General features: G+C 41.1%; 22 protein-coding genes and 1 pseudogene. 12 read left to right on the top strand and 11 right to left on the bottom strand.

Annotation, left to right across the window (positions count from 1 at the left end):
* Window positions 1-120: 120 nt before the first annotated feature.
* The 3 genes from H5058_RS03970 to rsmD all read right to left on the bottom strand — a co-directional run bounded on the left by H5058_RS03970 (window position 121) and on the right by rsmD (window position 1,553).
* Window positions 121-567: a GatB/YqeY domain-containing protein gene (locus H5058_RS03970; RefSeq protein ID WP_041454325.1), complete on the bottom strand. Its 447-nt coding sequence runs from the start codon at window positions 565-567 to the stop codon at window positions 121-123.
* Between the two features lie 19 nt (window positions 568-586).
* The gene (gene rpsU, locus H5058_RS03965; RefSeq protein ID WP_002957797.1) at window positions 587-802 is read right to left on the bottom strand and encodes a 30S ribosomal protein S21; all 216 of its coding nucleotides are present in this window, start codon (window positions 800-802) and stop codon (window positions 587-589) included.
* A 145-nt stretch (window positions 803-947) separates the two neighbouring features.
* Window positions 948-1,553, bottom strand: a complete 606-nt coding sequence (gene rsmD / locus H5058_RS03960; protein ID WP_182676973.1) for a 16S rRNA (guanine(966)-N(2))-methyltransferase RsmD — start codon at window positions 1,551-1,553, stop codon at window positions 948-950.
* A 207-nt stretch (window positions 1,554-1,760) separates the two neighbouring features.
* Here rsmD and ftsY point away from each other — a divergent pair, with 207 nt between their 5' ends.
* The 5 genes and pseudogenes from ftsY to H5058_RS03935 form a co-directional block, all read left to right on the top strand.
* The gene (gene ftsY, locus H5058_RS03955) at window positions 1,761-3,794 is read left to right on the top strand and encodes a signal recognition particle-docking protein FtsY (RefSeq protein WP_182676971.1); all 2,034 of its coding nucleotides are present in this window, start codon (window positions 1,761-1,763) and stop codon (window positions 3,792-3,794) included.
* Window positions 3,795-4,028: 234 nt separating this feature from the next.
* Entirely contained in the window at window positions 4,029-4,706 is a 678-nt protein-coding gene (gene ftsE / locus H5058_RS03950; protein ID WP_058372450.1) for a cell division ATP-binding protein FtsE, read from the top strand.
* The gene (gene ftsX, locus H5058_RS03945; protein ID WP_011327067.1) at window positions 4,703-5,689 is read left to right on the top strand and encodes a permease-like cell division protein FtsX; all 987 of its coding nucleotides are present in this window, start codon (window positions 4,703-4,705) and stop codon (window positions 5,687-5,689) included. Before ftsE ends, ftsX begins: the two co-directional genes overlap by 4 nt.
* 224 nt (window positions 5,690-5,913) lie before the next feature.
* Window positions 5,914-6,777, top strand: a complete 864-nt coding sequence (gene rpoH / locus H5058_RS03940; RefSeq protein WP_011327068.1) for an RNA polymerase sigma factor RpoH — start codon at window positions 5,914-5,916, stop codon at window positions 6,775-6,777.
* Between the two features lie 84 nt (window positions 6,778-6,861).
* Window positions 6,862-7,329, top strand: a pseudogene (locus H5058_RS03935) (methyl-accepting chemotaxis protein); the annotation flags it as partial.
* A 175-nt stretch (window positions 7,330-7,504) separates the two neighbouring features.
* Here H5058_RS03935 and H5058_RS03930 read toward each other — a convergent pair.
* Both H5058_RS03930 and tnpA read right to left on the bottom strand, forming a co-directional pair.
* Entirely contained in the window at window positions 7,505-8,332 is an 828-nt protein-coding gene (locus H5058_RS03930; RefSeq protein ID WP_089367659.1) for a mechanosensitive ion channel family protein, read from the bottom strand.
* 309 nt (window positions 8,333-8,641) lie between these two features.
* Window positions 8,642-9,055: an IS200/IS605 family transposase gene (gene tnpA, locus H5058_RS03925; protein WP_036932744.1), complete on the bottom strand. Its 414-nt coding sequence runs from the start codon at window positions 9,053-9,055 to the stop codon at window positions 8,642-8,644.
* 24 nt (window positions 9,056-9,079) lie between these two features.
* Between tnpA and H5058_RS03920 the strand changes: the two genes are divergently transcribed.
* Window positions 9,080-10,294, top strand: a complete 1,215-nt coding sequence (locus H5058_RS03920; protein WP_024605726.1) for an RNA-guided endonuclease TnpB family protein — start codon at window positions 9,080-9,082, stop codon at window positions 10,292-10,294.
* A 36-nt stretch (window positions 10,295-10,330) separates the two neighbouring features.
* Here the strand turns inward: H5058_RS03920 and H5058_RS03915 are convergent, their stop codons facing one another.
* Together H5058_RS03915 and gorA are read right to left on the bottom strand one after the other, a co-directional pair.
* Window positions 10,331-10,855: a hypothetical protein gene (locus H5058_RS03915; RefSeq protein ID WP_225741007.1), complete on the bottom strand. Its 525-nt coding sequence runs from the start codon at window positions 10,853-10,855 to the stop codon at window positions 10,331-10,333.
* A 280-nt stretch (window positions 10,856-11,135) separates the two neighbouring features.
* Window positions 11,136-12,497, bottom strand: a complete 1,362-nt coding sequence (gene gorA, locus H5058_RS03910; protein WP_182676969.1) for a glutathione-disulfide reductase — start codon at window positions 12,495-12,497, stop codon at window positions 11,136-11,138.
* Window positions 12,498-12,702: 205 nt separating this feature from the next.
* Between gorA and prlC the strand changes: the two genes are divergently transcribed.
* Window positions 12,703-14,754, top strand: a complete 2,052-nt coding sequence (gene prlC, locus H5058_RS03905; RefSeq protein ID WP_011327072.1) for an oligopeptidase A — start codon at window positions 12,703-12,705, stop codon at window positions 14,752-14,754.
* A 208-nt stretch (window positions 14,755-14,962) separates the two neighbouring features.
* Entirely contained in the window at window positions 14,963-15,721 is a 759-nt protein-coding gene (locus H5058_RS03900; protein ID WP_182676967.1) for a class I SAM-dependent methyltransferase, read from the top strand.
* A gap of 198 nt (window positions 15,722-15,919) precedes the next feature.
* Here H5058_RS03900 and H5058_RS03895 read toward each other — a convergent pair whose 3' ends face one another.
* The 4 genes from H5058_RS03895 to gpmM form a co-directional block, all read right to left on the bottom strand.
* On the bottom strand, window positions 15,920-16,660 hold the full coding sequence (locus H5058_RS03895) for a divergent polysaccharide deacetylase family protein (RefSeq protein WP_182676965.1): 741 nt from the start codon (window positions 16,658-16,660) through the stop codon (window positions 15,920-15,922).
* Window positions 16,661-16,730: 70 nt separating this feature from the next.
* Window positions 16,731-17,996 carry a S41 family peptidase gene (locus tag H5058_RS03890; RefSeq protein WP_182676964.1) on the bottom strand — a complete coding sequence of 422 codons (1,266 nt, stop codon included), beginning with the start codon at window positions 17,994-17,996 and terminating at the stop codon, window positions 16,731-16,733.
* Between the two features lie 68 nt (window positions 17,997-18,064).
* Window positions 18,065-19,207, bottom strand: coding sequence for a murein hydrolase activator EnvC (locus H5058_RS03885; protein ID WP_182676962.1), 1,143 nt, complete (start codon window positions 19,205-19,207; stop codon window positions 18,065-18,067).
* A gap of 3 nt (window positions 19,208-19,210) precedes the next feature.
* Window positions 19,211-20,755, bottom strand: a complete 1,545-nt coding sequence (gene gpmM, locus H5058_RS03880; protein WP_182676960.1) for a 2,3-bisphosphoglycerate-independent phosphoglycerate mutase — start codon at window positions 20,753-20,755, stop codon at window positions 19,211-19,213.
* Between the two features lie 627 nt (window positions 20,756-21,382).
* Here gpmM and H5058_RS03875 point away from each other — a divergent pair.
* From H5058_RS03875 to gpsA, 4 genes are read left to right on the top strand one after another with little or no spacing between them, the layout of a single operon-like run.
* Complete coding sequence (locus H5058_RS03875; protein ID WP_011327078.1) at window positions 21,383-21,814, top strand: rhodanese-like domain-containing protein; 432 nt, start codon at window positions 21,383-21,385, stop codon at window positions 21,812-21,814.
* 31 nt (window positions 21,815-21,845) lie between these two features.
* Window positions 21,846-22,115, top strand: a complete 270-nt coding sequence (gene grxC / locus H5058_RS03870) for a glutaredoxin 3 (RefSeq protein ID WP_011327079.1) — start codon at window positions 21,846-21,848, stop codon at window positions 22,113-22,115.
* Window positions 22,116-22,154: 39 nt separating this feature from the next.
* The gene (secB, locus tag H5058_RS03865; RefSeq protein WP_011327080.1) at window positions 22,155-22,643 is read left to right on the top strand and encodes a protein-export chaperone SecB; all 489 of its coding nucleotides are present in this window, start codon (window positions 22,155-22,157) and stop codon (window positions 22,641-22,643) included.
* Between the two features lie 3 nt (window positions 22,644-22,646).
* Complete coding sequence (gpsA, locus tag H5058_RS03860; protein WP_182676958.1) at window positions 22,647-23,654, top strand: NAD(P)H-dependent glycerol-3-phosphate dehydrogenase; 1,008 nt, start codon at window positions 22,647-22,649, stop codon at window positions 23,652-23,654.
* Window positions 23,655-23,819: the final 165 nt, after the last annotated feature.

Genomic DNA, 23,819 nt, shown 5'->3' with positions numbered 1-23,819 from the left:
ATTAAATAGGGCGGGTGCAAATAGCACGTTTGTAGATTTGAACACAAATCGGATACAAAAACAAAGAAACCGAGCTCTAGGCTCGGTTTACTTCAATAATACTTAATGTATGTGGGAGTACTAGGCTGTTAATCGTTGCTTAATTAAACCAGAGATTTTGCCCATATCGGCGCGACCTTCAGCTTTGCTTTTGATTATACCCATTACTTTACCCATGTCTTGCATACCTGCTGCGTTAGTGTCAGCAATAGCCGCATCAATGAGAGCAATTATTTCTTCTTCACTCAATTTTTGAGGTAAGAAAGTTTCAAGTGCTACTATTTCATTGGCTTCAATATCAGCTAAATCATCACGCCCAGCATCTTTGTACTGAGTGTAAGAGTCACGACGTTGTTTAACAAGCTTCACTATAACGGAGGTAATACCTGCGTCGTCTAGTGTTATTTGCTCGTCTTTTTCACGTTTCATGACTTCAGCAAGTACCATGCGAATAGGGTTAAGACGTAATTTGTCTTTGGCTCTCATCGCATCTTTTTGCGCATCTTTTAGCGTTATTAAAAGGCTCATTTATACAAGACCTAATATATTAGTATAATTTAACGCGACGTGCGTTATCACGAGAAAGTTTTTTCATGTGACGTTTTACTGCAGCAGCTTTTTTACGCTTACGCTCAGCTGTTGGTTTTTCATAGTGCTCGCGACGACGAACTTCTGAAAGGATTCCTGCTTTTTCACATGAACGCTTGAAGCGACGAAGTGCTACGTCAAACGGTTCGTTCTCTCTTACTTTAATTACTGGCATTAAAAATTCACCTACCTAAATTATGAGCGTTGCTCAAGTTGATCAAACATTGATCAAGTGGTTCAAAAATGGTGCGGTATTGTAATCCGAAGCAACACCACATGTAAAGGATAATATTAACAGAAAGCTGGCATCTAAAACAGTGTTAATTTACTTGGCGTTGATACAAACGACAAAAAACTTGCCCAGCCTTTTTTTCTTTAATTAACAACCAGTTGATTGGTGCAGTAAAGGTGCTTAACTCGCTTTCCACCTCAATGTAAATTAAAGCGTCACTGCTTAGCCATTGGTTGTTTTCTAGTAAATCAGCGCTCGATTGTGCCAAGTTTTTACGAAATGGCGGGTCAACAAAAACTAGATTAAATGGCTCATTACTATTAATTTGCTCTAAAAATGCCAGTGTATTGGTATGTTTTACGTGTGCGTTTTGCAGCTTTAAAGTACTAATGTTTAGCTCAATTTGCTTTGCTGCGGCAGCGTCAAGTTCAACAAAAGTAGCGCTTTTAGCAAATCGCGATAGTGCCTCAAAACCTAAACCGCCAGAACCGGCAAAACAGTCGAGCACATTTGCCTCTCGGGTATCTTGCATTAACCAATTAAACACAGTTTCTTTTATACGATCAGTTGTTGGGCGCAGCCCCTGTACGTCTTTGACGGGCAGCTTTCGGCCTCTAAATTGGCCACTGACCACTCTAATAAAGCCATCGCTGGATTTGCTAGTTACTTTATTTTGCGTTGTTTTTTTTCTCATTTAGCTCACTAAAAATTGGTATCTGCTATCTAGCTCAGATAATATTGCAATCATATCATAGCGTATTATTTTTCAACTGCATTAAAAGTGGTAGTATAAGCATCCTAGACAATAGATTGTGCCTTTAAACAGTTTAAAATAGCAGTTAACGCACATACTATTATTATCGTTAGTTTATCAGAATTTTATAAGTGGTTATTAGCAAGTATGGCAAAAAAAAGTAAATTACTGTCTTGGTTAGGTTTTGGTAAGTCAGATAAAAAACAACAAGCGGAACAAAGTGCCCAAGAGGCCGATAACCAACAGCAAGCGCGCTTAGCAGCAGAAAAAGCTGAAGCAGAGCATTTAGAGCAACAGCAGCGTTTAGCAGAGCAAGAAGCGCAGATGCGCCTTGATCAAGAAAAAGCAGCAGCTGAACAAGCCGAGGCTGAGCGTTTAGAGCAAACACGTATTGCAGCAGAGCAAGCAGAAGCTGAGCGATTAGAGCAGCAAAAACTTGCAGCCGAGCAAGCACAGAGAGAGCAAGCTGAAAAGCTAGCGATTGAAAAAGCCAATGCTGAGTTAATCGTAAAACAGCAAGCAGATGCTCATGCATTACAGTTAGAGCAACAGCAGCGTTTAGCAGAGCAAGAAGCGCAGATGCGCCTTGAGCAAGAAAAAGCAGCAGAACAAGCAGAGGCTGAGCGTTTAGAGCAAGCACGTATTGTAGCAGAGCAAGCTGAAGCTGAGAATTTAGAGCAGCAAAAGCTTGCAGTCGAGCAAGCTGAAAAGCTAGCGATTGAAAAAGCCAATGCTGAGTTACTCGCAAAACAGCAAGCAGATGCTCATGCATTACAGTTAGAGCAACAGCAGCGTTTAGCAGAGCAAGAAGCGCAGATGCGCCTTGAGCAAGAAAAAGCAGCAGCGGAAAAAGCTGAAGCTGAGCGTTTAGAGCAAACACGTATTGCAGCAGAGCAAGCAGAAGCTGAGCGTTTAGAACAAGCACGAATTGCAGCAGAGCAAGCAGAAGCTGAGCGATTAGAACAACAGCGTATTGCAGCTGAACAAGCAGAAGCTGAGCGTTTAGAGCAAGCACGAATTGCAGCAGAGCAAGCAGAAGCTGAGCGTTTAGAGCAAGCACGAATTGCAGCAGAGCAAGCAGAAGCTGAACGTTTAGAGCAAGTACGTATTGCAGCAGAGCAAGCAGAAGCTGAGCGTTTAGAACAAGCGCGTGTTGCAGCTGAACAAGTAGAGGCTGAGCGCTTAGAGCAGCAGCGTATTGCAGATGAACTTGCAAGCGAAGCAGCTCAAAAAGTAGAGAAACCTAAAAAAGAAGGTTTTTTCTCTCGCCTTAAAAAAGGTTTATTAAAAACTCGCGTTAATATTGGTTCTGGTTTTGCTTCCATATTTAGCGGTAAAAAAATAGACGATGATTTATTTGAAGAACTAGAAACGCAATTACTCACCGCCGATTTAGGCGTTGATACCACAATGAAGTTAATAGACCGCCTAACTGATGCGGCAAACCGTAAGCAATTAAAAGACGGTGACGCACTTTATGAGCTAATGAAACAAGAAATGGCCGTAATGCTTAAAACTGCAGAGCAGCCGTTGGTTATTCCAGCCGATAAAAAACCATTTGTTATATTAATGGTAGGTGTTAACGGTGTAGGTAAAACGACGACCATTGGTAAATTGGCTAAGCAATTTCAAAGCGAAGGCAAGTCGGTCATGCTTGCTGCGGGTGATACATTTAGAGCCGCAGCGGTTGAGCAACTACAAGTATGGGGTGAACGTAATAGTATTCCTGTTATTGCACAGCATACTGGTGCTGACAGTGCGTCTGTTATTTTTGATGCTTTTCAAGCGGCAAAAGCGCGTAACGTTGACGTATTAATCGCAGATACAGCAGGGCGCTTGCAAAATAAAGACAACTTAATGCAAGAGCTTGAAAAAATAGCGCGAGTAATGAAAAAAATTGATCCTGATGCGCCGCACGAAGTAATGTTAACTATTGATGCAGGCACAGGGCAAAATGCGATTAGCCAGGTAAACTTGTTTAATCAATGCGTTGGTTTAACCGGTATTACTCTTTCAAAACTAGATGGCACGGCAAAAGGCGGTGTTATTTTTGCGGTAGCAGATAAGTTTAACATTCCAATTCGCTATATTGGTGTGGGTGAAAGTATTGATGATTTACGTGCCTTTAAAAGCGATGACTTTATTGATGCGCTATTTAGCCAAGATGAAGACGGCGCTTAAAGCTTAGCAAGCTATTAGTACAAGCGTTGAAAAGTGATCAGCGCGACGTTCATAAAGTGAAAGCTTCACCCAAATGGTAATGTTTGTACTTTGATTTTCCGGTTCTGTAGGTGTGGTTTATAACACACCTTTAAAAGGTGGAACTTTTATTTACCAAAAGAGGGAGCTTGCTCCCTTTTTAATTGCGAGGAATACCAGCTTTATTGATACTTAATAGTGTTGGCATAATAAAAAATGATAAATTTTCAGCAAGTAAGTAAAACCTATCCAGGCGGGCATCGTGCTCTTGAAAAAGTTAACTTTCATATTAAGCCTGGTGAACTCGCGTTTTTAACCGGCCACAGTGGCGCGGGTAAAAGTACGCTGTTAAAACTAATTAGCCTAATGGAACGCCCTTCTGCTGGAAGTGTGTTTATTAACGGTATAGATTTAAACAAGGTAAACTCACGGCAAATTCCTTATGCCCGTCGCGACATCGGCATTATATTTCAAAACCACCGCTTATTAGAGCGCTACACTATATTTGATAACGTAGCACTGCCCTTGATCATTGAAGGCACACACCATAAACAAATTGCAAAGCGTGTGCATGGCGCACTTGATAAGGTTGGCTTGATTGATAAAATTAAATGCCACCCATCTATGCTCTCTGGTGGCGAGCAGCAGCGTGTGGGTATTGCCCGCGCAATTGTTAACTCCCCGCCAATATTATTAGCAGATGAACCTACGGGTAACCTAGATCCTGAGCTTTCAATGGAAATATTACGTCTTTTTGAAGAGTTTAATAACCATGGAACAACCGTACTTATTGCTACCCACGATCTAGGATTAGTGGCCCGGATGAAGTATCGCAGCTTAACCCTAAAAGATGGTCGTATGATTCAAGATCCGTTAGCCGAGGGCGCATTATGAGTTTACTTTTTAAAAGTCGTCAAAATAGTAACGATAAACAAAAAAAATCAGTATTTGCTGGCGGTTATTTTTTTATTATTAATATTTTTCGCCAAGGCGTACATAGCTTAGGTGAAATGTGGCGTACACCTCTAGCGTCGTTAATGACTATTGCAGTACTGGGTTTGAGCTTAACCTTGCCAGCTAGCTTATACTTAGTGGTTAAAAATGTGCAACAGGTAAGCAGTGGCTTTGAAGAGGCCAGCGAAATTTCTTTGTTCGTAAAAGAAAGCATGAACGAGCAAGAAACCCAAACCTTAGTAAAGCGCTTAGCACTCTACCCAGAAGTAGAAAGCGTGACCTTTATTTCAAAGCAGCAAGCTCTGCAAGAGTTTAAGCAAGTATCTGGATTTGGTCAGGCGCTAAGCTATTTAAATAGCAATCCGTTACCCGATGTTGTGCTCGTTATACCAACGTCGCGACACAGACAACCTAATGCCGCAAAAGTACTTTTAACTAAGCTTGAAAGTGAGCGAGAAGTTGATTTTGGCAAGCTTGATATAGCTTGGCTAGAGCGTCTAAATGCATTGCTAAGCTTATTAAAAGAAAGTGTTATTACTATTGCGCTGCTATTGCTTACCTCGGTAACGCTAATAATAGGTAACACTATTCGTTTGTCTATTATGGATAAAAAAGAAGAAATACAAGTAATGAAGCTAGTAGGCGCTACTAATACTTTTATTCACGCCCCCTTTTTATGGACCGGAATATGGTATGGCGTTATAGGCGGATTATTTGCATTTATATGTGTGGCGCTAATGATGTGGTGGCTATCAACTGCGGTTAGCAGTGTGGCAAGCGTTTACCAAACTAGTTTTTCTTTAATTGGTTTAACCTTAAAAGAATTTGGCTCGCTGGTACTGCTTGCTACTAGCTTAGGGTTTATTGGTTCGTACTTATCGGTTAATCGTTATATAAAAGAAATTGAGCCAGATAAAGTCTGACATAAAAGGGTCACATTTTTATATTATTCTTTTTAAAGCAGTTTTAATAAAAGTACTTTAAAGCTATAGCAGGCTTAATTCATCACTTATTCAGTCGCTTAGCGTAGACTTAAAAAATACAAAAAACCACTTGATTTATACTTAAGAAAAGTTTTAAATTGGGGTTAGCACTCTTAGGTAAAGAGTGCTAAGATGGTTTCAAATGTTTATCACCGAGGTGAAAAATGAGTAAAGATTTATACGCAATGGCACTTACAGTTGGACAGCAAAGCGCAAGCATGGACGGTTACCTTCAAGCGGTAAGCACTATTCCTATGCTTAAAGTAGAGCAAGAACAAGAGCTGGCAACACGTCTTCAGGAAGAAGGTGATCTTAGTGCTGCAAAGCAACTCATTATGTCGCACTTACGCTTTGTAGCGCATATTGCAAAAGGCTACTCGGGTTATGGCTTGCCACAAGCAGATTTAATCCAAGAAGGTAATATTGGCCTGATGAAAGCGGTAAAGCGTTTTAACCCAGAAGTGGGTGTGCGTTTAGTATCGTTTGCAGTGCATTGGATTAAAGCAGAAATTCATGAGTTTGTACTTAAAAACTGGCGCATCGTAAAAGTTGCTACCACTAAAGCACAGCGTAAATTGTTTTTTAACCTTCGTAAAAATAAAAAACGTTTAGGTTGGTTTAACCAAGCAGAAGTTAGCACAGTAGCTAGCGAGCTAGGTGTGAGTGAAAAAGAAGTACGTGAAATGGAATCGCGCATGAGCGGCCAAGACATGGGCTTTGACCTTACAGGTGATGACGACGACAGCGCACCAAGCAGCACCTATTCACCAGTACAGTATTTAACTGATGGCACTGCTGACTTAGCTGACGATATTGAGCAGCAACAATGGCAAGAACAATCACATACTCGTTTGTTTAGCGCTCTTAAAACGCTAGATGAACGCTCGCAAGACATTGTAAGCGCACGTTGGTTAACCGACGATAAAGCAACGCTACAAGAACTTGCTGAAAAATACAGTGTATCGGCTGAGCGTGTTCGCCAGCTAGAAAAAACAGCGATGAAAAAGCTACAAGCTGCAATGGTGTAAACCTAACCATTTAGCTAACAAAAAAAAGCCCCGCATATAAAATGCGGGGTTTTTTTGTTTGTTTCACGATATTTACTTAAAATTTTATTAGCACTCAATGCGGCTATTGAAGCTGCTCGTGCCGGTGAGCACGGTCGCGGCTTTGCCGTTGTTGCCGATGAAGTACGCGTTCTATCTCGCCGCACTCAAGAGTCTACTGCTGAAATTTATACTACTATCGAAACTTTACAAAACACGACTAAGCAGGCTGTTAGTTTAATGGATAGTAGTAAAAGGTTAGCTAATAATAGTGTTGATGACGTTAATGCTGCAGCGAAAGCCCTCGAAGAAATTACTCAAGCGGTTAATATAATTTCTGATATGGCAGGACAAATAGCCATAGCAGCCGAAGAACAAACACAAGTAACAAATGAAATAACGCAAAATACGGTTGCTATAAAAGATGTTACTGATGAGATCACTGAGTCGGCTTTGACCCATTTAAGCCAAGCAAAAGTACTTAAAGATCGCGCTGCTGATTTGAGTGATAAGGTGGCTACTTTTATTTTATAAGCGTGAATAATTACTCTACTGCAGCCTTATTAGTAGGCAGTAGAGTGATAGTCATATTTCTTCTCTTTCGCCTAAGTGAGCTACCCAGCGACATAGCTTCGCTCTGAACTCTGGGTTTTCCTCGATAAAAAGTCACTTTAATAAGTTCGACTTCTATTAATTTAGTAGTAGACCTTTAACCCTTAATATTATTTTTAGTTGCTTCGCTATACCACAGCTCCATAAAGCATTCAGTTAACTTATGTTCTATTTCAAGTGCTTTATCGGTTGGGCAAAATAGGGTGAAGCTTGCTCTAAATTCTCCTAACTCAGTAGTACCAAAGTGAATTTCGGGTTCTGGGCCTGAAATTTTTGCATCTAATTTTCTTTCGATAATAGAGTTATACCGGCTCGCCACTTCTTCAAACTCTTCGCAGTAATGCTTGGCTTTATTGCGAAGAGTTTCGTAAATAGGGTACGGATTAAAGCTGTCTTTACGCACAATATTAAAATGATGAGTAGCAAAGCGTTTAACAAAGTTTAAGTTTTTTATTGGGCTGGTAATTAATTTGTTATTAGGAATAAATATTGTTTTTCTAGAGAATTGATAAGTTCGCATATCAATTTCATGTAAGGTGGTTTTAATCCAGTTGGTCTCTGCTACTTCGCCATAATATTCACCAACTTGTACCCAGTCGCCAATTCTAAATGGGCGGGTTGTTACTAAGTAAAAAAAGCCAATTACACATTGAATAAACTCTCTAGTGGCAAGCACAATAGCAACGGCAAAAGCGGCTATAGACAGTGCAAAGTTTTGAATCTCAGTCGACCATATAAACAGCAGTAACAAAACCATAGTAAAGTTAATAAAGTGCTTAATATTGTGTGCAATGTAGCGAGTATCTTTTTCTTTTTTTTCTGCTCTATATCGCGCCAACTTATCAACAAGTACTTTTAAACTAAATGCGATAGTGAGCACCACCACTGAGATAAGAACTGGGTGTAGTAGTATATCTTTGATCATAAATTCCAAAATACGAGTAATTGCAAACAAGCTTAGTATATTGATTTATGAAACCAATTAGCAAACTTAACCTCAAAAAAATTAAGTTGGGTTAGTCAGTTACTCCATTGCCAACATGGTGATGCTGTTTATTAAGCTGTTTACGACACAAAAGTACAAGCTCAATAGCTGAAATTAAAATTAAAGTATAACCAAGTGTTTCTATCCCTTCTTCTACCCAATAGCGCCAAGTGCTCCATCTAAATCTAATGAGCCAAAGCGAGTTAATTTAGGTGGTGGTGAAAGGCGCACCACCACGAAGTGGTGGCTTTAATCAAATCCTTCCTGCTGAGCTAAATATTGCTTCACGATTTCAAGTGGTGCACCTCCGCAACTAACCAGACAATAACTTCTGCTGTAAAAAACTGGCTTCCAGTAAAACTCACCCAAGTGTTCGGAAAACTCCTTTCGCACAAGTCTTGATGTAGCAGTTTTTAAACTGTTCACCATTTTACTTGGTTGCATCTTGGGATTAGCAGAAATTAAAAGGTGAAGGTGATCTGGCTCACCATTGCACTCCAAAAGCTCACAATCCCAAGATTTTAACAACCTTTTGTACTGAGATTCTAAGTACGCGGCAACCTCTGGCGTGATACAGCGATGACGATATTTAGTTACAAGAACTAAATGATAGTGAATATTATAAACGCTGTGATACAGCGTATTTAGGGCTTGTTTTTTCATAACAGCTAAATATAATTAGTTGTTATGAAAAAAGCAATCCGTAAAGTTACATATAAAATGAAATCATCAGTTTCTCAAGAAGAATCGCTGATGGATTTGTTTGTCCACCATCACCAGTTGTACAACTGGGCTTTACGTGATCGCATCGAAACATATCGTGATTCTAATTACAGTCTTAACTTTCACGAACAGTGCAAAATCAACACTCTGTGGCGTAATAATCGTAAAGCGCATGGCATTTTCAATGCTAATGCTCAGAGTGAGCAAGTCACATTAAAACGTGTTGCACTGGCTTTTGACGGTTTTTTTAGACGGCTCAAAAAAGGTGATAAGAAAGCTGGATTCCCACGTTTTAAACCATTTCAACGCTTTAAAGGTTGGGGCTACAAGGCTCATGGTGATGGTTGGAAGCTCAACCTGAAAGAAAAAAAGCATGGTGCTGTTTATTTGGCTGATGTTGGTATCGTTAAGATCCGAGGTAAAGCTAGAAACACAGGAGGCAAGCCGAAAACTGCCGAAATCATCCGAAAGAATGGTGAGTGGTTCATTTCAGTTTCAATGGAGTATGACACCATTGAGAGAAACTGTGGCACTAAAGCTGTTGGCTTGGATTGGGGTGTTTCTCATTACTTTTCGACTATCGATCAGGATGGTAATTTTGAGCAAGTCGAAAACCCCCGTTACCTCAGAAACAGCAAAGAGCGATTAACCTCTTTACAACGTGACCTCGCGTTAGCGAAAAAAGGCACTCGCACCCAGCGAAAATTAAAGCATCAAATTGCCAAACTCCACCAGAAAATCGCCCGTCAAAGACTCGATTTTACTCATAAAGAAACTGCAAAATTAGTTGAAGTGGCGGCATTGATCGCCACCGAAAAACTCACCGTTAAGAACATGACTCGTAGTGCCAAAGGTACTGTCGAGAAAAACGGAAAAATGGTGAAACAAAAGGCTGGTCTGAATCGGGAAATTCTGAACACCGCGCCAGCCATGACTCTTAATTTACTGCGATACAAAGCGGAAGAAGCTAGTAGCGAATTTGTTGAAGTACCAACAAAGCAAGTTAAGCCAAGTCAAACCTGCCCAGACTGCGGAGCTAAGAAGAAGAAATCCTTAGCAGACCGCTGGCACTCATGCGAATGTGGTTGTGAGAAGCCCCGCGATGTAGCCAGTGCGCAAGTTAACTTAAACTGGGCGTTAGGTATTCAGGCTGGGAACCAGCCTAAAAAGGTAGCTTAGGCTTTCTTTTTGAAACTCCTTCAAAACGCGCAGCGTTTAGTGGGAGTTGTTCATAATGTTTTTAACTATACGCACGTAGCTCTCACCCATTATAGAGTGCCAAAATTCACCTCTGCCCATAATGCGAGAAAAAGCTAACAACGTAACCAAGCCAGATAAGCAAATGCCATAACTTGGTGTTTGAGTATAGGCTTGGATGGAGCTAAAAATAGTCCCTCTTTTTCTTATTAGGTAAACAAATATACAAGCAAGTATTGAATAAACGATAGTTTGCCAGGCGCCATCAAAAACATACATATCAAGGTATGTATCAAATTCTCTTACAAACATCATTGCTGTTAGAGCTGCAAGTAATACCGAAGCTACCTTAAGTTTCGAGCTAATACGCGAGGCATAAAAAAACAAAATAGCACTTAAAAAAGTTAAAATATCTTGCATGTGCTCAGTGAGTGTTTCTTCACTATAAAGTGCATTTTGCTGTAATTCAAAGCCTTCAAGCTGAATTAATGAGGCAACACCAGCTAAGCATAATAAGTAAATAAAAGATCGTAGTAAAAACATGAAAAAATCCACATAGGAGACCATGCGCGAGATTTTAATTACAAAAAGGACAGAAAGCCAAAATATTATGGAAACTTTTTATCGAATCCTTCCGAGAAAACCCATTGATCGACGCGAAGCGGCGTCGGTGGGATGAATCGGAATAACTAGCCCTGTTCTTGATGTTTTTCTTGTAATGGTTTGGTTGGTTTGTTGTGTGTTGCAAGTGTAAATATATTGAGCATAAAAAAAGCCCTTACTAAATAAATAGTAAAGGCCTTTTGCAGTTTAAAGTCGATACTTAGCGCATCGTTACAAACTCTTCTGAGCCAGTCGGGTGTATAGCAACCACAGCATCAAAGTCAGCTTTAGTTGCGCCCATTTTCATGGCGACAGCAAAACCTTGAATCATTTCGTCTACAGCAAAACCTATACCATGCAAGCCGACCACTTTTTCATCTGGACCTGCGCACACTAGCTTCATTTTACAAGGCTGGCGATGTTGCGTAACCGCGGTATACATAGCGGCAAAAGCTGATTGGTATACTTTTACGTTTTCTGCACCGTATTGCGATATAGCTTCTTGCTCTGTTAAGCCAATAGTACCAATGGGTGGGTGACTAAATACTACTGTAGGAACTAAGCTGTAATCCATTTTTAAATCATCTGGCAGTTCTTTATTAAATAAGCGCTCAGATAAAGTACGCCCAGCTTTAACTGCTACTGGGGTAAGCTCAATGCCGTTTTCGATAATGTCGCCCACAGCGTATACGTTTTCAGCTGTGGTATTTTGGTACTCGTCTACTTTAACAAAACCTTTGCTGTTAACTTCTACGCCTGCTGCAGCAATATTAATTGCATTTGTGGTTGGCTCGCGGCCAATAGCCCAAATTACTTGGTCTACGTTATGGCTTTTACCATTATCTAAATGCAAGGTTACTGAGCCGTCGTCTTCTTTAACCAATTTATGTGGTACAGATTCGGTATGCAGCGTAGGGCCTTCTTTTGCCATTACTTCAACTAGCGTATCGATTATATATGGGTCAAAGTTACGCAGTGGTGCGTGTTTACGCACAAATAAATGCGTGTCAGTGCCCAAGCTATGTAGTACGCCTGCAAGCTCTACAGCAATGTAACCTGCGCCAATAACAGCAACGCGTTTAGGTTGCTCTTTAAGCTCAAAAAAGCCATTAGAGTCAATGCCGTGCTCAGCACCTTCAATGTTTGGAATACTTGGACGACCGCCAACAGCAATTAAAATATGATCAGCAGTATAATGCTCACCATCTACTTCAACTGTTTTATTATCTACAAATTTAGCAAAACCTTTAATTACGGTAACGCCGTTGTTTGCAAGGCCATTATCGTAACCTTTATGGATTCGGCCAATGTAGGCTTCGCGGCTTTCTACTAATTTGCCCCAATCAAAACCTTTTACTTCAACATTAAATCCGTAATCAGGCGCATATAAATTAATTGCTTCAGCAACTTGAGCACCATGCCACATTACTTTTTTAGGTACACATCCTACGTTTACACATGTGCCACCCATATGCTTTGCTTCAATAAGTGCTACTTTAGCGCCACGCATTGCCGCACGGTTTGCCGACGCAATACCGCCGCTACCACCGCCAATTGCAATATAATCAAAATGCTGAGCCATGTTTAATCCTCAAAGTTTATTTAACTGTATTGTGCCGATGATAGCATATGCTCAAGGCAAATTACTTAATCAGCATAGGTAAAATTACCATACACCCTGTATAAACGAAAAAGATCTTATTGCGATCATCATAAGCTTAAATGCTCTTGTATTTAGTCACTTTGCCCCAACTTTAATGCTTATAATGCACAAATTTGAGATAAATATGACCAATGCAAACACTAACCCATTAATTGGGCTTGAAGGCTTACCGCCATTTTCAAAAATAAAGCCAGAGCACGTAGTGCCAGCACTAAAGCACGGGATTGAGCAGTGCCGCCAAGCCATTGAAGATGTGCTTGCTAAAAAATCATACACTTGGAATGATTTAGTACTGCCACTAGAAGAAGCCGATGATAAATTATCACGGATGTTTTCGCCGGTATCGCATTTAAATTCGGTAATGAATAACGACGAACTACGTGAGCAATACGAGCAATGTTTACCACTTATTTCTGAGTACTCAACTTTTGTAGGGCAGCATCAAGGTTTGTTTGCAGCTTACAACGCGTTATATAACAGTGATGAATTTAAAACCCTCACTACCGCTCAGCAAAAGTCGATTACGAATGCATTACGCGATTTTAAATTATCGGGTATTGCACTAGAGCCCGCGCAGCAAAAACGTTATGGCGAAATTAGCGCGCGTTTATCAGAGCTGGCCTCTAAATTTGGCAACAATGTTATGGATGCCACATTGGCTTGGCATAAACACATTACCGATGAAAGTGAACTGGCTGGTTTACCAGAGTCGGCGTTGGCTTTAGCTGCCGATACCGCAAAAAGTAAAGAATTAGACGGCTGGGTATTTACGCTCGATTTTCCATCGTACTTACCTATTATGACCTACGCCGATAATCGCGAACTACGCGAAGAAACATACACAGCGTTTTCTACACGTGCGTCTGATCAAGGCCCTAATGCGGGTGAATTTGATAACTCAGCAATTATGAGCGAAGAGCTAGCGCTACGTCATGAACTAGCACAGTTGCTTGGCTTTAATAGCTACGCTGAAAAGTCACTTGCCACTAAAATGGCTGAGACGCCTGCACAAGTATTCTCATTTTTAGAAGACCTAGCGGCTAAATCAAAACCACAAGCAGAGCAAGAACTTGCAGAACTACAAGCCTACGCAGAGCAAAAACACGGTATTACCGAACTAGCAGCGTGGGATTTTGGTTATTACGGCGAAAAGCTTAAGCAAGATAAATACGCCATTTCAGACGAAGTACTCCGCCCGTATTTTCCAGCTAATAAAGTATTAAGTGGTTTGTTTGAAACAGTTAACCGTTTATTTGGCATTAGTGTAAAAGAAGTCAGTGATTTTGACAGCTACCACAAAGATGTACGCTTTTTTGAAATATACGACAGCAGTAATACGCTACGTGGCCGTTTTTATCTCGACTTATATGCTCGCGATCATAAACGCGGTGGCGCATGGATGGACGACTGTATGGGGCGTAAAGTACGCGCTAGCGGCGAATTGCAAACACCAGTGGCGTATTTAGTTTGTAACTTTAACAAAGCAATAGGCGATAAGCCGGCCTTGTTTACTCATAACGAAGTAACTACTTTATTCCATGAGTTTGGCCATGGTATTCATCATATGCTAACTCAGGTAGATGCAGCTCCTGTTGCAGGCATTAACGGCGTTGCATGGGATGCGGTAGAGCTACCAAGTCAGTTTTTAGAAAACTGGTGCTACGAAGAGCAAGCACTTAGCTTTATTTCAGGGCATTACGAAACCGGCGAGCCACTACCAAAAGAGCTACTAGATAAGTTACTAGCGGCTAAAAACTATAACTCGGGCATGCAAATGCTGCGTCAGTTAGAGTTTTCGTTATTCGACTTTAAAATACATAACGACTACGTAGCCGGTGAGCCATGTAATATTCAAGCTGTGCTTAACGACGTGCGCAGTCGCACCTCGGTAATAAAAGCGCCAGAATTTAACCGCTTTCAGCATGGCTTTAGTCATATTTTTGCCGGTGGTTATAGCGCAGGTTATTACTCGTATAAATGGGCAGAAGTACTCTCTGCCGATGCTTATTCTAAATTTGAAGAAGAGGGCATTTTTAACCCAGAAACAGGGCGAGCATTTATGCAGCACATCCTAGAAAAAGGCGGCAGCGAAGAGCCAATGGAATTATTTAAAAACTTCCGTGGCCGCGAGCCAAATGTTGACGCACTTCTTCGCCACAGCGGTATTGCTGCCTAAAGTATAAAGTTAACTCTATATATTTTTAGTTACTCACCAATACATAGCGGTCAGTTTTCATTATGAAACTGACCGCTTTATTTTTTACAGCATCTGAACTTTAATTACTCTCAAATTTAAGACTATTGTTTTCCTTTCATTGCTATTTTAATGCTTTAAACTAAGGCGCTTGATATACTAAAAAAGTATTTTATCGTCGGAGTGTAGAGTGGTTATTAAGTGTGCCTTTAAAGAGTGCCGTCCTTATTTAAATGAGTTAGAAACACGTTTTGGCTTAGCCCATTGGGCAGAGCAAAGCAGTGGTTTTAGCCTGCATTACGACGATACAGGCCTGAGCTTATATAAAACCGATGAGCCTAAACTAGGCGCAATAAGCGTTGACTTTGTTACGGGCGCAGCAGCGCACAGACGAAAGTTTGGCGGCGGTAAAGGCCAAGCAATTGCCAAAGCAGTAGGCTTAAATAAAGGAGCGACTCCTATAGTCCTCGACGCTACAGCAGGGCTAGGACGTGATGGTTTTGTATTAGCGTCGCTTGGTTGTAAAGTTATATTGCACGAACGCCACCCCGTAGTTGCAGCACTTTTATACGATGGTCTGCAGCGCGCATACAACGACATTGAAATTGGTCCGTGGATGCAGCAAAACATGAGCCTCATATTTGGCTCAAGCCATACCTTACTTGCTCAATGCGAAAGCATGCCAGATGTAGTTTACTTAGATCCTATGTTTCCGCATCGCGAAAAATCAGCCTTAGTTAAAAAAGAAATGCGCGTATTTCAAGACTTAGTAGGCGCCGACACCGACGCCGACGATTTACTCGAATTTGCCTACCCACTTGCCAGTAAGCGCGTGGTAGTAAAGCGCCCCGACTATGCCCCGTTTTTAAACGATAAAACTCCTAGCATGCAAATTAAAACGAAAAAAAACCGCTTCGACGTATATGTAAAAGCTGCGATGAACAAGTGAATTTCATTCTAATTCATTGTTAAGTATGTACTTTTTTAGCTGAAACTATACAGTGACATAACGTGGATATATCCTGGGGTTAGCTACATTAGGACTAGGTCGAAATTAGCCACGGTCAGTGTTTAAGTTGTGCGTAGGCGGGGCTTTATGCCGCGCTTATTAAAGAGCTGGCTTTTACTAACCGCTGCAATTTACTATTTAGCGCTTCTCTGCTAGTTGTATATATTTACGCTCTACCAGCTTAGATACGGGTACTAATTCAAAACCTTGTTTGCTGAGTTGTGGTAAAACGTGGCGTAAAAATGCGATTGTTTCAGGGTAGGGGTGGGCAATTGCAATGGCAAACTTATGCTCAGTAGCGTGTTGTTTTAGCTCATCTAGGCGCAGTTGTAACTGTTCTGGTGTGGTTATGTTATCTAAAAAAATATGACGGCCAATATTTTCAACACCTAAAAAGTTAGCGGCATTTTGTGCCTGGCTTAATTCAGTGGTGCGGCTATCTAAAAAGTATAAATGTCGCTTTTTAAGCACTTCCATTATCCACCTCATAGCTTGGCTTTGCTGGGTGAGCGCCGATCCCATGTGATTATTAACCCCTTTAACTTGCGGTAAACTGGCCAAAGCAGTGCCAAGTATTTGCTGTATCTGCTCTTTATTCATATTTAACGTAAGTGCGCCAGGGCCAAGCTCCTTGCCGTTAAGTGCTTGCATGGGAATATGCAGTAATAACTCTTTATTTGTTTTACTGGCTAAAGTGGCAAAAGCTTGTGCATAAGGCGTGTGAGGCAAAATTGAATACGACACTTGGCCAGGCAAAGTTAACAGTTCTAAATCTCTCTGGTGATAGCCTATGTCGTCTATTACTATCGCTATTTGCTTGGCTTTAGCATTGAGTGGCGCAAAACCAAGCATCAATATCAGCCCTATAATTACTTTCATCTTTATCGCTTTTTAAATTTATAGTTTTTATTATTTTTAGAGCTTATTAACTTCATCAGTAAGGCTAAAATTATTGCAGGTTAAGTAATTGTTTAGCTTTAGCTAACTGTAAATCAGTTACCTTGCTGGCTAGTTGTGTTTGTTTACTTTTAGCTTGCTGGTTTTTGATTATAACGGCTTTATCACTTTGTGAAAGGGTTGTTTGATTAATCGCCACGTCGGGCGTAATACCAACACCTTCGATTGATTTTCCCAAAGGGGTAAAGTACTTAGCTGTAGTGAGCTTTAATGCAGTGCTGCCATCACCAAGTGGAATAAGCGATTGCACTGAGCCTTTACCAAAAGATTGGCCGCCAACAACCTTGGCGCGGTTATTATCTTTTAATGCGGCAGCTAAAATTTCGGCTGCTGATGCCGAGTTTTCGTTAATTAGCACGACAATAGGGGCGCCTTTTAAAATGTCTCCGTGTTTGGCATAAAAAGCTTTATTTGCCTCGTTATAGCGCCCTTTGGTTGTAACAATAGTACCGTTTTGTAAAAACAGATCCGATACCGCAACAGCGCTTCTAAGTGTACCGCCGGGGTTATCACGTAAATCAATAACTAGGCCTTTAAGTGGGTGCCCAAAGTGATTTTGCATGGCTGCTATTTGCAAAGCCACTTCATGTAAAGTGTGGTTAGAAAAACTATTTATAGCTAAATAACCGCTGCCTAAATCTAAGCGCTGACTAGTAACGCTTTCAAGCTTTATTTTACGGCGACTCACATTAAAATTAAGTGGTTGCGGTTGGTTATCACGCTTTATGGTTAAACTAATATTACTAAGTTTGCTTGCTGTTATTAGTTGAGCAACGTGCTCTACGGAGCTGTTTTGTGTTGTTTGATTATTAACGCTAATGATAATGTCACCGGCCATAACCCCAGCACTTTTAGCAGGTGAGTTATTCACTACATTTACAATGGTTACACTGTTATTTATTTGTTTAACCTCAATACCTAAACCGGTATAGCGGCCATTAGTGTTATCAAATAAAGTATTTAATTCGTGTTCATCAAGGTATTTAGAATAGGGATCGAGCTGGGCATATAAATGCGCAAATTGTTGGTTGTTATAGCTAGTATGTATGGTGTTTTGGAGTGCAAGATCTTCAACGTAGTAGGTATGAATATTAAATAGGATTTCGGTTATTTGTTGGTTTTTTAATTCTTTAATCGAACTAGAAAACACATTAGCTGAAAAGCTAATAAAAACAAATAGGGCAAGTAAATACAGGCTTAAGCTAAGCGTAAAGCCTGTATTTTTAAACCATTTTGCTACGGTGCTTTTTTTGTCCATCGGCTGCTCCAATGCGGCGCAGCGGTTAATTTATACCAATGGTATGTTTTACATAAGATTGGTATTTGCTAAATGCGTTTGCACCATTTTTCAGGGTTTACTGCACGCCCTTTATGGCGCATTTCAAAGTATAGACCAGAACTTGCTTGCCCGCCGCTTTGGCCAACTAGCGCTACCGTTTCGCCTTCTCTTACCATGTCGCCAACATCTTTTAATAAGGTTTGTGCATGGCCGTAAAGGCTCATAAAGCCCTCACCATGGTCAACTACAATTACCCAGCCGTAGCCTTTTAACCAATCGGCAAATACCACTTGGCCGTTATGAACACTGTTAATATTGCTGCCTTCTTTTGCGCCAATTAATACGCCTTTCCAGTCAATACCACCGTGTTTTCGTTGTCCAAAAGTGTGCTCTAACTTACCTCGGCTTGGCCAGTTAAGTTTGCCTTTGCTATTATTGAGGCCGAGTAATTCAACTTTTTTATTTTTTTCTTTCTCTAGCTCTTCAATAGTTGTGATCAGCGTTTGTTGGTTTTCTTTTAAATAGTTAATTGAGCTTTTAGTGTTATTTAGCTGTGCCTGTAAATTTTTTAAATTGGCTTGGCGTTCACTTTGGGCGTTAACTAATGCAGTTTGGCGTCTTTTTTGTTCATCATGCAGGTTTACTAGTTTTTGCTTTGTTTTAGCCAGTTCAGCCTGGTTTTTCGCTATTTGTAACTGCAGCGCTTTTAGCTCTTCGAGTTGTTCAATACGGGCTTTATTTAAATAATTATAATAGCTTAGGGTGCGCTCAAATTTAGCCGTGTCTTCTTGGTTGAGCAGCATTTTTGCATAATCATCGTCGCCACCGGCCATATAAGCACTTTTAAGTTGCGCAGCTAATGCGTGTTGAAACTGTGCATGTTGTTGTTCGAGTTGATCGGCTTTTTGCTGTTGCAGTTGTTGCTGTTGTTCGGTTTTTTTAATCGACTGCTCAGCCATATTTAGGGCTTTGGCGTTTTTAGCTATTTCGAGTTCGTGCTGTTGTAGGTTTTTTTGTAGCGTGGCAACTTTTTTGCGTTGCGCGTTGTATTCAGATTGGCTTTGCTTAAGTGCCGTTTGTACTTCGCTGAGATCTTTTTTGGTACGATCTTCATTAGCGACTGCAGTTGCAGTCGCTAAAAAAGTCAGTATTAAAATTAGCTGAGTAACGCTATTAATACATTTTTGCATAGATTACTTCAACGTCATGATAGGTTTGCCTGTCATTTCAGCTGGCTGCTCCATGCCCATTAAGTGCAGCATAGTAGGCGCTACATCACTAAGCGCCTTACCCTCAGATGGTGTTGCGTCGCGGCCCACATAAATAAATGGCACCGGCTCGCTAGTATGTGCAGTATGGGCTTGGCCTGTTTTAAGGTTGGCCATTTGCTCAGCATTACCATGGTCGGCAGTAATAAGCGCTTCACCGCCATATTCGTTAAGTGCTGCTACTACGCGGCCAATACAGTGATCAACTGCTTCGCAGGCTTTAACTGCCGCTGCAAATACACCAGAGTGACCCACCATATCGCCGTTAGGGTAGTTACAAATAATAGCGTCGTATTTGCCGCTTTTAATTGCCGCAACGAGTTTGTCGGTAAGCATTTCTGAGTTCATTTCGGGCTGCAAATCGTAGGTTGCAACTTGTGGTGAAGGAATAAGTTCGCGGGTTTCACCGTTAAACTCGTCTTCGCGGCCACCACTAAAGAAAAACGTTACGTGAGCATATTTTTCGGTTTCTGAAATACGTAGTTGAGTTTTACCGTGTTTTTCAAACCATTCGCCAAGTACGTTTACCAGTGGCGTAGGGCCAAATGCAACTGGGGCGTCTATATCTGCAGCGTATTCGGTCATCATTACAAATGCGCTAAGTGCAGGCGATTTTTGTTTGGCAAAACCGTCAAAGTTAGGCTCAACAAATGCACGTGTAATTTCACGGGCGCGATCGGCTCTAAAGTTAGCAAATATAACCGTGTCGCCATCGTTAATTTGTACAGGCTCTGCGCCTGCAGGAGTAATGGTGCTTGCGGCTACAAACTCATCGTTTTCGTCGCGCTCATAAGCAGCTTCAAGTGCGCTTACGCCAGTCGGGTAGCTAAAATCGCCTTGTGCTAACGTAAGTAAGTTATAGGCTTTTTCTACGCGGTTCCAGCGGTTGTCTCTGTCCATTGCGTAATAACGGCCAATTAGCGATGCTAAGCGGCCACATTGTAGCTTTGCAAATACCGCTTCAATGCGCTCAATAGAAGCTTTAGCACTGCGTGGAGGTGTGTCGCGGCCATCTAAAAAGCCATGAAAGTACACCTCTTTTGCACCGCGTTTTGCAGCAAGTTCAATACTTGCCACAATATGATCTTCGTGGCTGTGTACGCCGCCTGGGCTTAATAACCCCATAATGTGCACGGCTTTATCGGCACTTACGGCTTTATCTATGTTATCGACTAGTGCAGGGGTAGAGTCAAACTCGCCATCGTTTATCGCTTTTGTTATACGAGTGAAGTCTTGATAAACAACGCGCCCAGCGCCTAAATTAACGTGGCCAACTTCAGAGTTGCCCATTTGACCATCAGGAAGGCCTACATCAAAACCCGAAGCTGAAATTAATGTGCGCGGGCGGGTGGCCCATAATTCATCTAATACAGGGGTGTTTGCAGCCAGAATCGCATTACTTTGCTCATCTTCGCGGTATCCCCAGCCATCTAAAATCATTAATACCAGTGGTTTTTTATGCTCTGACATAGTCACTCCTCAAGGTTAACGTTGCGATAAAACACGCTAACATTACCGCTAACATGCTGATGCTAAGCATACCGTGTTTTATAGCTAGGATCAGCAATCAAAATAAGATATTAAAACTTTTTAATATCTGGCTAAAAATTAACAACAAGCTATTACTTTGTTCTTACTAAAAGCGCCTCGTAAAAGCGTATTATGCTTTGCCTTAACTCGCATTTTTGGCTGATTTGGGTATACTTGCGCAGCTAATACCAATTTTATTAAAAACATGCACATTTTAGCTGATTAAATAGCTCACTAACTGCGTTAAAAATAATTTATATAGAACAACTATATATCATCATTTTTACTTGTTATTGACCCATTTCATTGACGCTACAATAGCCCATTAATTTAATGCAATTGGTATAATACCAACTTTATTAAAGCGCTGTGTATGTGAGTAAGGTAAATTAGGTATATATTGTGTTTAAAATTTTTACAGAAGTGAGTACTCCTGTTTAAATTTTATGTTGTTTGTGAGTAGCTTACCTCTTGTTATACTTGCTTATAGAGTTAATGCAATTGGTATTGAACGAAAAAATAGCTAAAACATCACGTTTTAGGATGTAATTTTATAGTGGATGTCGAATGGATCAATATATTGAATTTATCACCAATCACCCAATTTTAAGTGCAGCTTGGGTGGGTATTGTGTTTCTTATTGTTAGTGGTTGGATCAAAAGTAAACTCTCAGCAGTGCGCCAAATAAACCCTCAGCAGTTAACGCTGCTTATCAACCGTGAAGACGGTCAAGTTATTGATATGCGTGCGCAAAAAGAGTTTAACACCGGACATATTGCCGGTGCTCAGCATTTAAGCCCTGAAAATGCGAAAAAATCTGACTTTTCAAACCTTGAAAAGTATAAGAGTAAACCCATTATATTGGTATGTACTACAGGCATGACCGCTTCAGGAACTGCAACCGCTATGCATAAAGCGGGTTTTGAGCAGGTAAGTGTGTTATCTGGTGGTATGGGCGCGTGGCAATCTGCGAGCTTACCAACTACAACCGGTCGCTAATAAATATTAGCAGTCCGATAGAGGATATATTATGAGTAATGTTGTTTTATACACCAAAGCGTATTGCCCTTTTTGTCAACGTGCTCGTGCACTTTTAGACAGTAAAGGTGTGCAATACACAAACTTTGATATTGGTGTACAGCCTGAGCTGCGCGATGAAATGATCGCCAAAGCAGGCGGCGCAAGCACGGTACCGCAAATCTTTATTAATGATGAGCATATAGGTGGCTGCGACGACATGATGGCAATAGAAGCACAAGGTCAACTTGATAAAAAGCTAAATGCCACACTAAACGCTTAAATTTAACTAATTATAATAACGAACAGGTTAAGGATTACAATGAACGAAGAAACGCAAAACGCAGCAGCACAACAAGAAACTGGCGCACAATTTACTATTCAACGTATTTACACAAAAGACGTGTCGTTTGAAACGCCAAATTCTCCAGCTATTTTTCAAAAAGAATGGACACCAGAAGTTAAGTTAGACCTAGACACTCGCTCTAATAAGTTAGACGAAGGTGTATTTGAAGTGGTTTTAGCACTAACAGTGACTGCATCTATTGGCGAAGAAACGGCCTTTTTATGTGAAATTCAACAAGCAGGTATTTTTACTATTGCTGACGTTGAAGAAACACAACTTGCTCATATGCTTGGTGCATTTTGCCCTAACGTATTGTTTCCATATGCGCGTGAAGCTGTTTCTAACCTTGTTAACCGTGGTACTTTTCCACAGCTTAACCTTGCGCCAGTTAACTTTGACGCATTATTTGCACAATACATGCAACAACGCACAGCGCAAGCTGAGCAGGCATCAGTAGACGCTTAAATTATGAGTACAGCAACTTCAGCTGTTACTGTATTAGGGGCGGGGTCTTATGGCACCGCCCTTGCTATTTGTTTAGCCCGAAATGGTCACCAAGTGACACTTTGGGGGCGCAATAGCGACGACGTTGCCACGCTTGCAGCTGAGCGAAAAAATCAACGTTACTTACCTGATATTCCTTTTCCCGACACTTTATCTCTTGAAGCCGACTTACAACGTGCTGCTGCAAGTAATGAAATAGTGTTAGTGGTTGTGCCTAGCCATGCATTTGGCGACACTTTAAAGCAAATTAAACCAGCTTTACAGCAAGGCGCAAAAGTTGCGTGGGCAACTAAAGGGTTAGAGCCAAATACCGGACGCTTATTACAAGAAGTTGCAGTACAAGAGCTTGGCGATGCAATTCCATTAGCGGTGCTTTCGGGGCCAACATTTGCTAAAGAAATGGCCATGGGATCGCCTACTGCTATTTCGGTTTCATCCACCTCTACAGAGTTTGCACAACAGTTAGCTGATTTACTGCATTGCGGTCGCTCATTTAGAGTGTACAACAATGATGATTTTATTGGCATACAGCTAGGTGGTGCGGTTAAAAACGTTATTGCTATTGGTGCAGGCATTTCCGACGGCGTAGGTTTTGGCGCTAATGCACGCACGGCACTAATTACTCGCGGCCTTGCTGAACTAACACGCTTAGGCTGTGCTTTGGGCGCAAAACCCGAAACCTTTATGGGGATGGCAGGCCTTGGCGATTTAATTTTAACCTGCACAGATAATCAATCGCGTAATCGTCGCTTTGGTTTAGCGTTAGGTAAAGGTGAAAGCGTAGAGGCTGCAATAGAGTCTATAGGCCAAGTGGTCGAAGGCTTTAGAAACACCAAAGAGGTGTATTTATTAGCGCAGCGCAGCGGTGTAGAAATGCCAATCACCGAGCAGATTTATAAAGTGCTGTACGAAAATAAAGATATGAAAGAAGCGGCTATGGCCTTATTAGGCCGAGAGCAGCGCTCAGAATAAAAGGGCAGCTTTCATAAAGCTAGGTTTTAGGTAGACATTAGCCTAGCTCGGTGTTTTTTTAAACCGTAGGCGGGCTTAATGTCGCGCAGGTTAAGCTTTAAACCCTGCGCGAGGTAAACTCCCACCTACAAGTTAGGCGCTTGGTTTATATCATTTACCTAAAAC

It is taken from the genome of Pseudoalteromonas sp. SR45-4, assembly GCF_014163535.1.
In the GTDB taxonomy this organism is placed as follows: Bacteria; Pseudomonadota; Gammaproteobacteria; order Enterobacterales; family Alteromonadaceae; genus Pseudoalteromonas; species Pseudoalteromonas nigrifaciens.
This window is presented reverse-complemented; position numbering and strand designations above follow the sequence as displayed.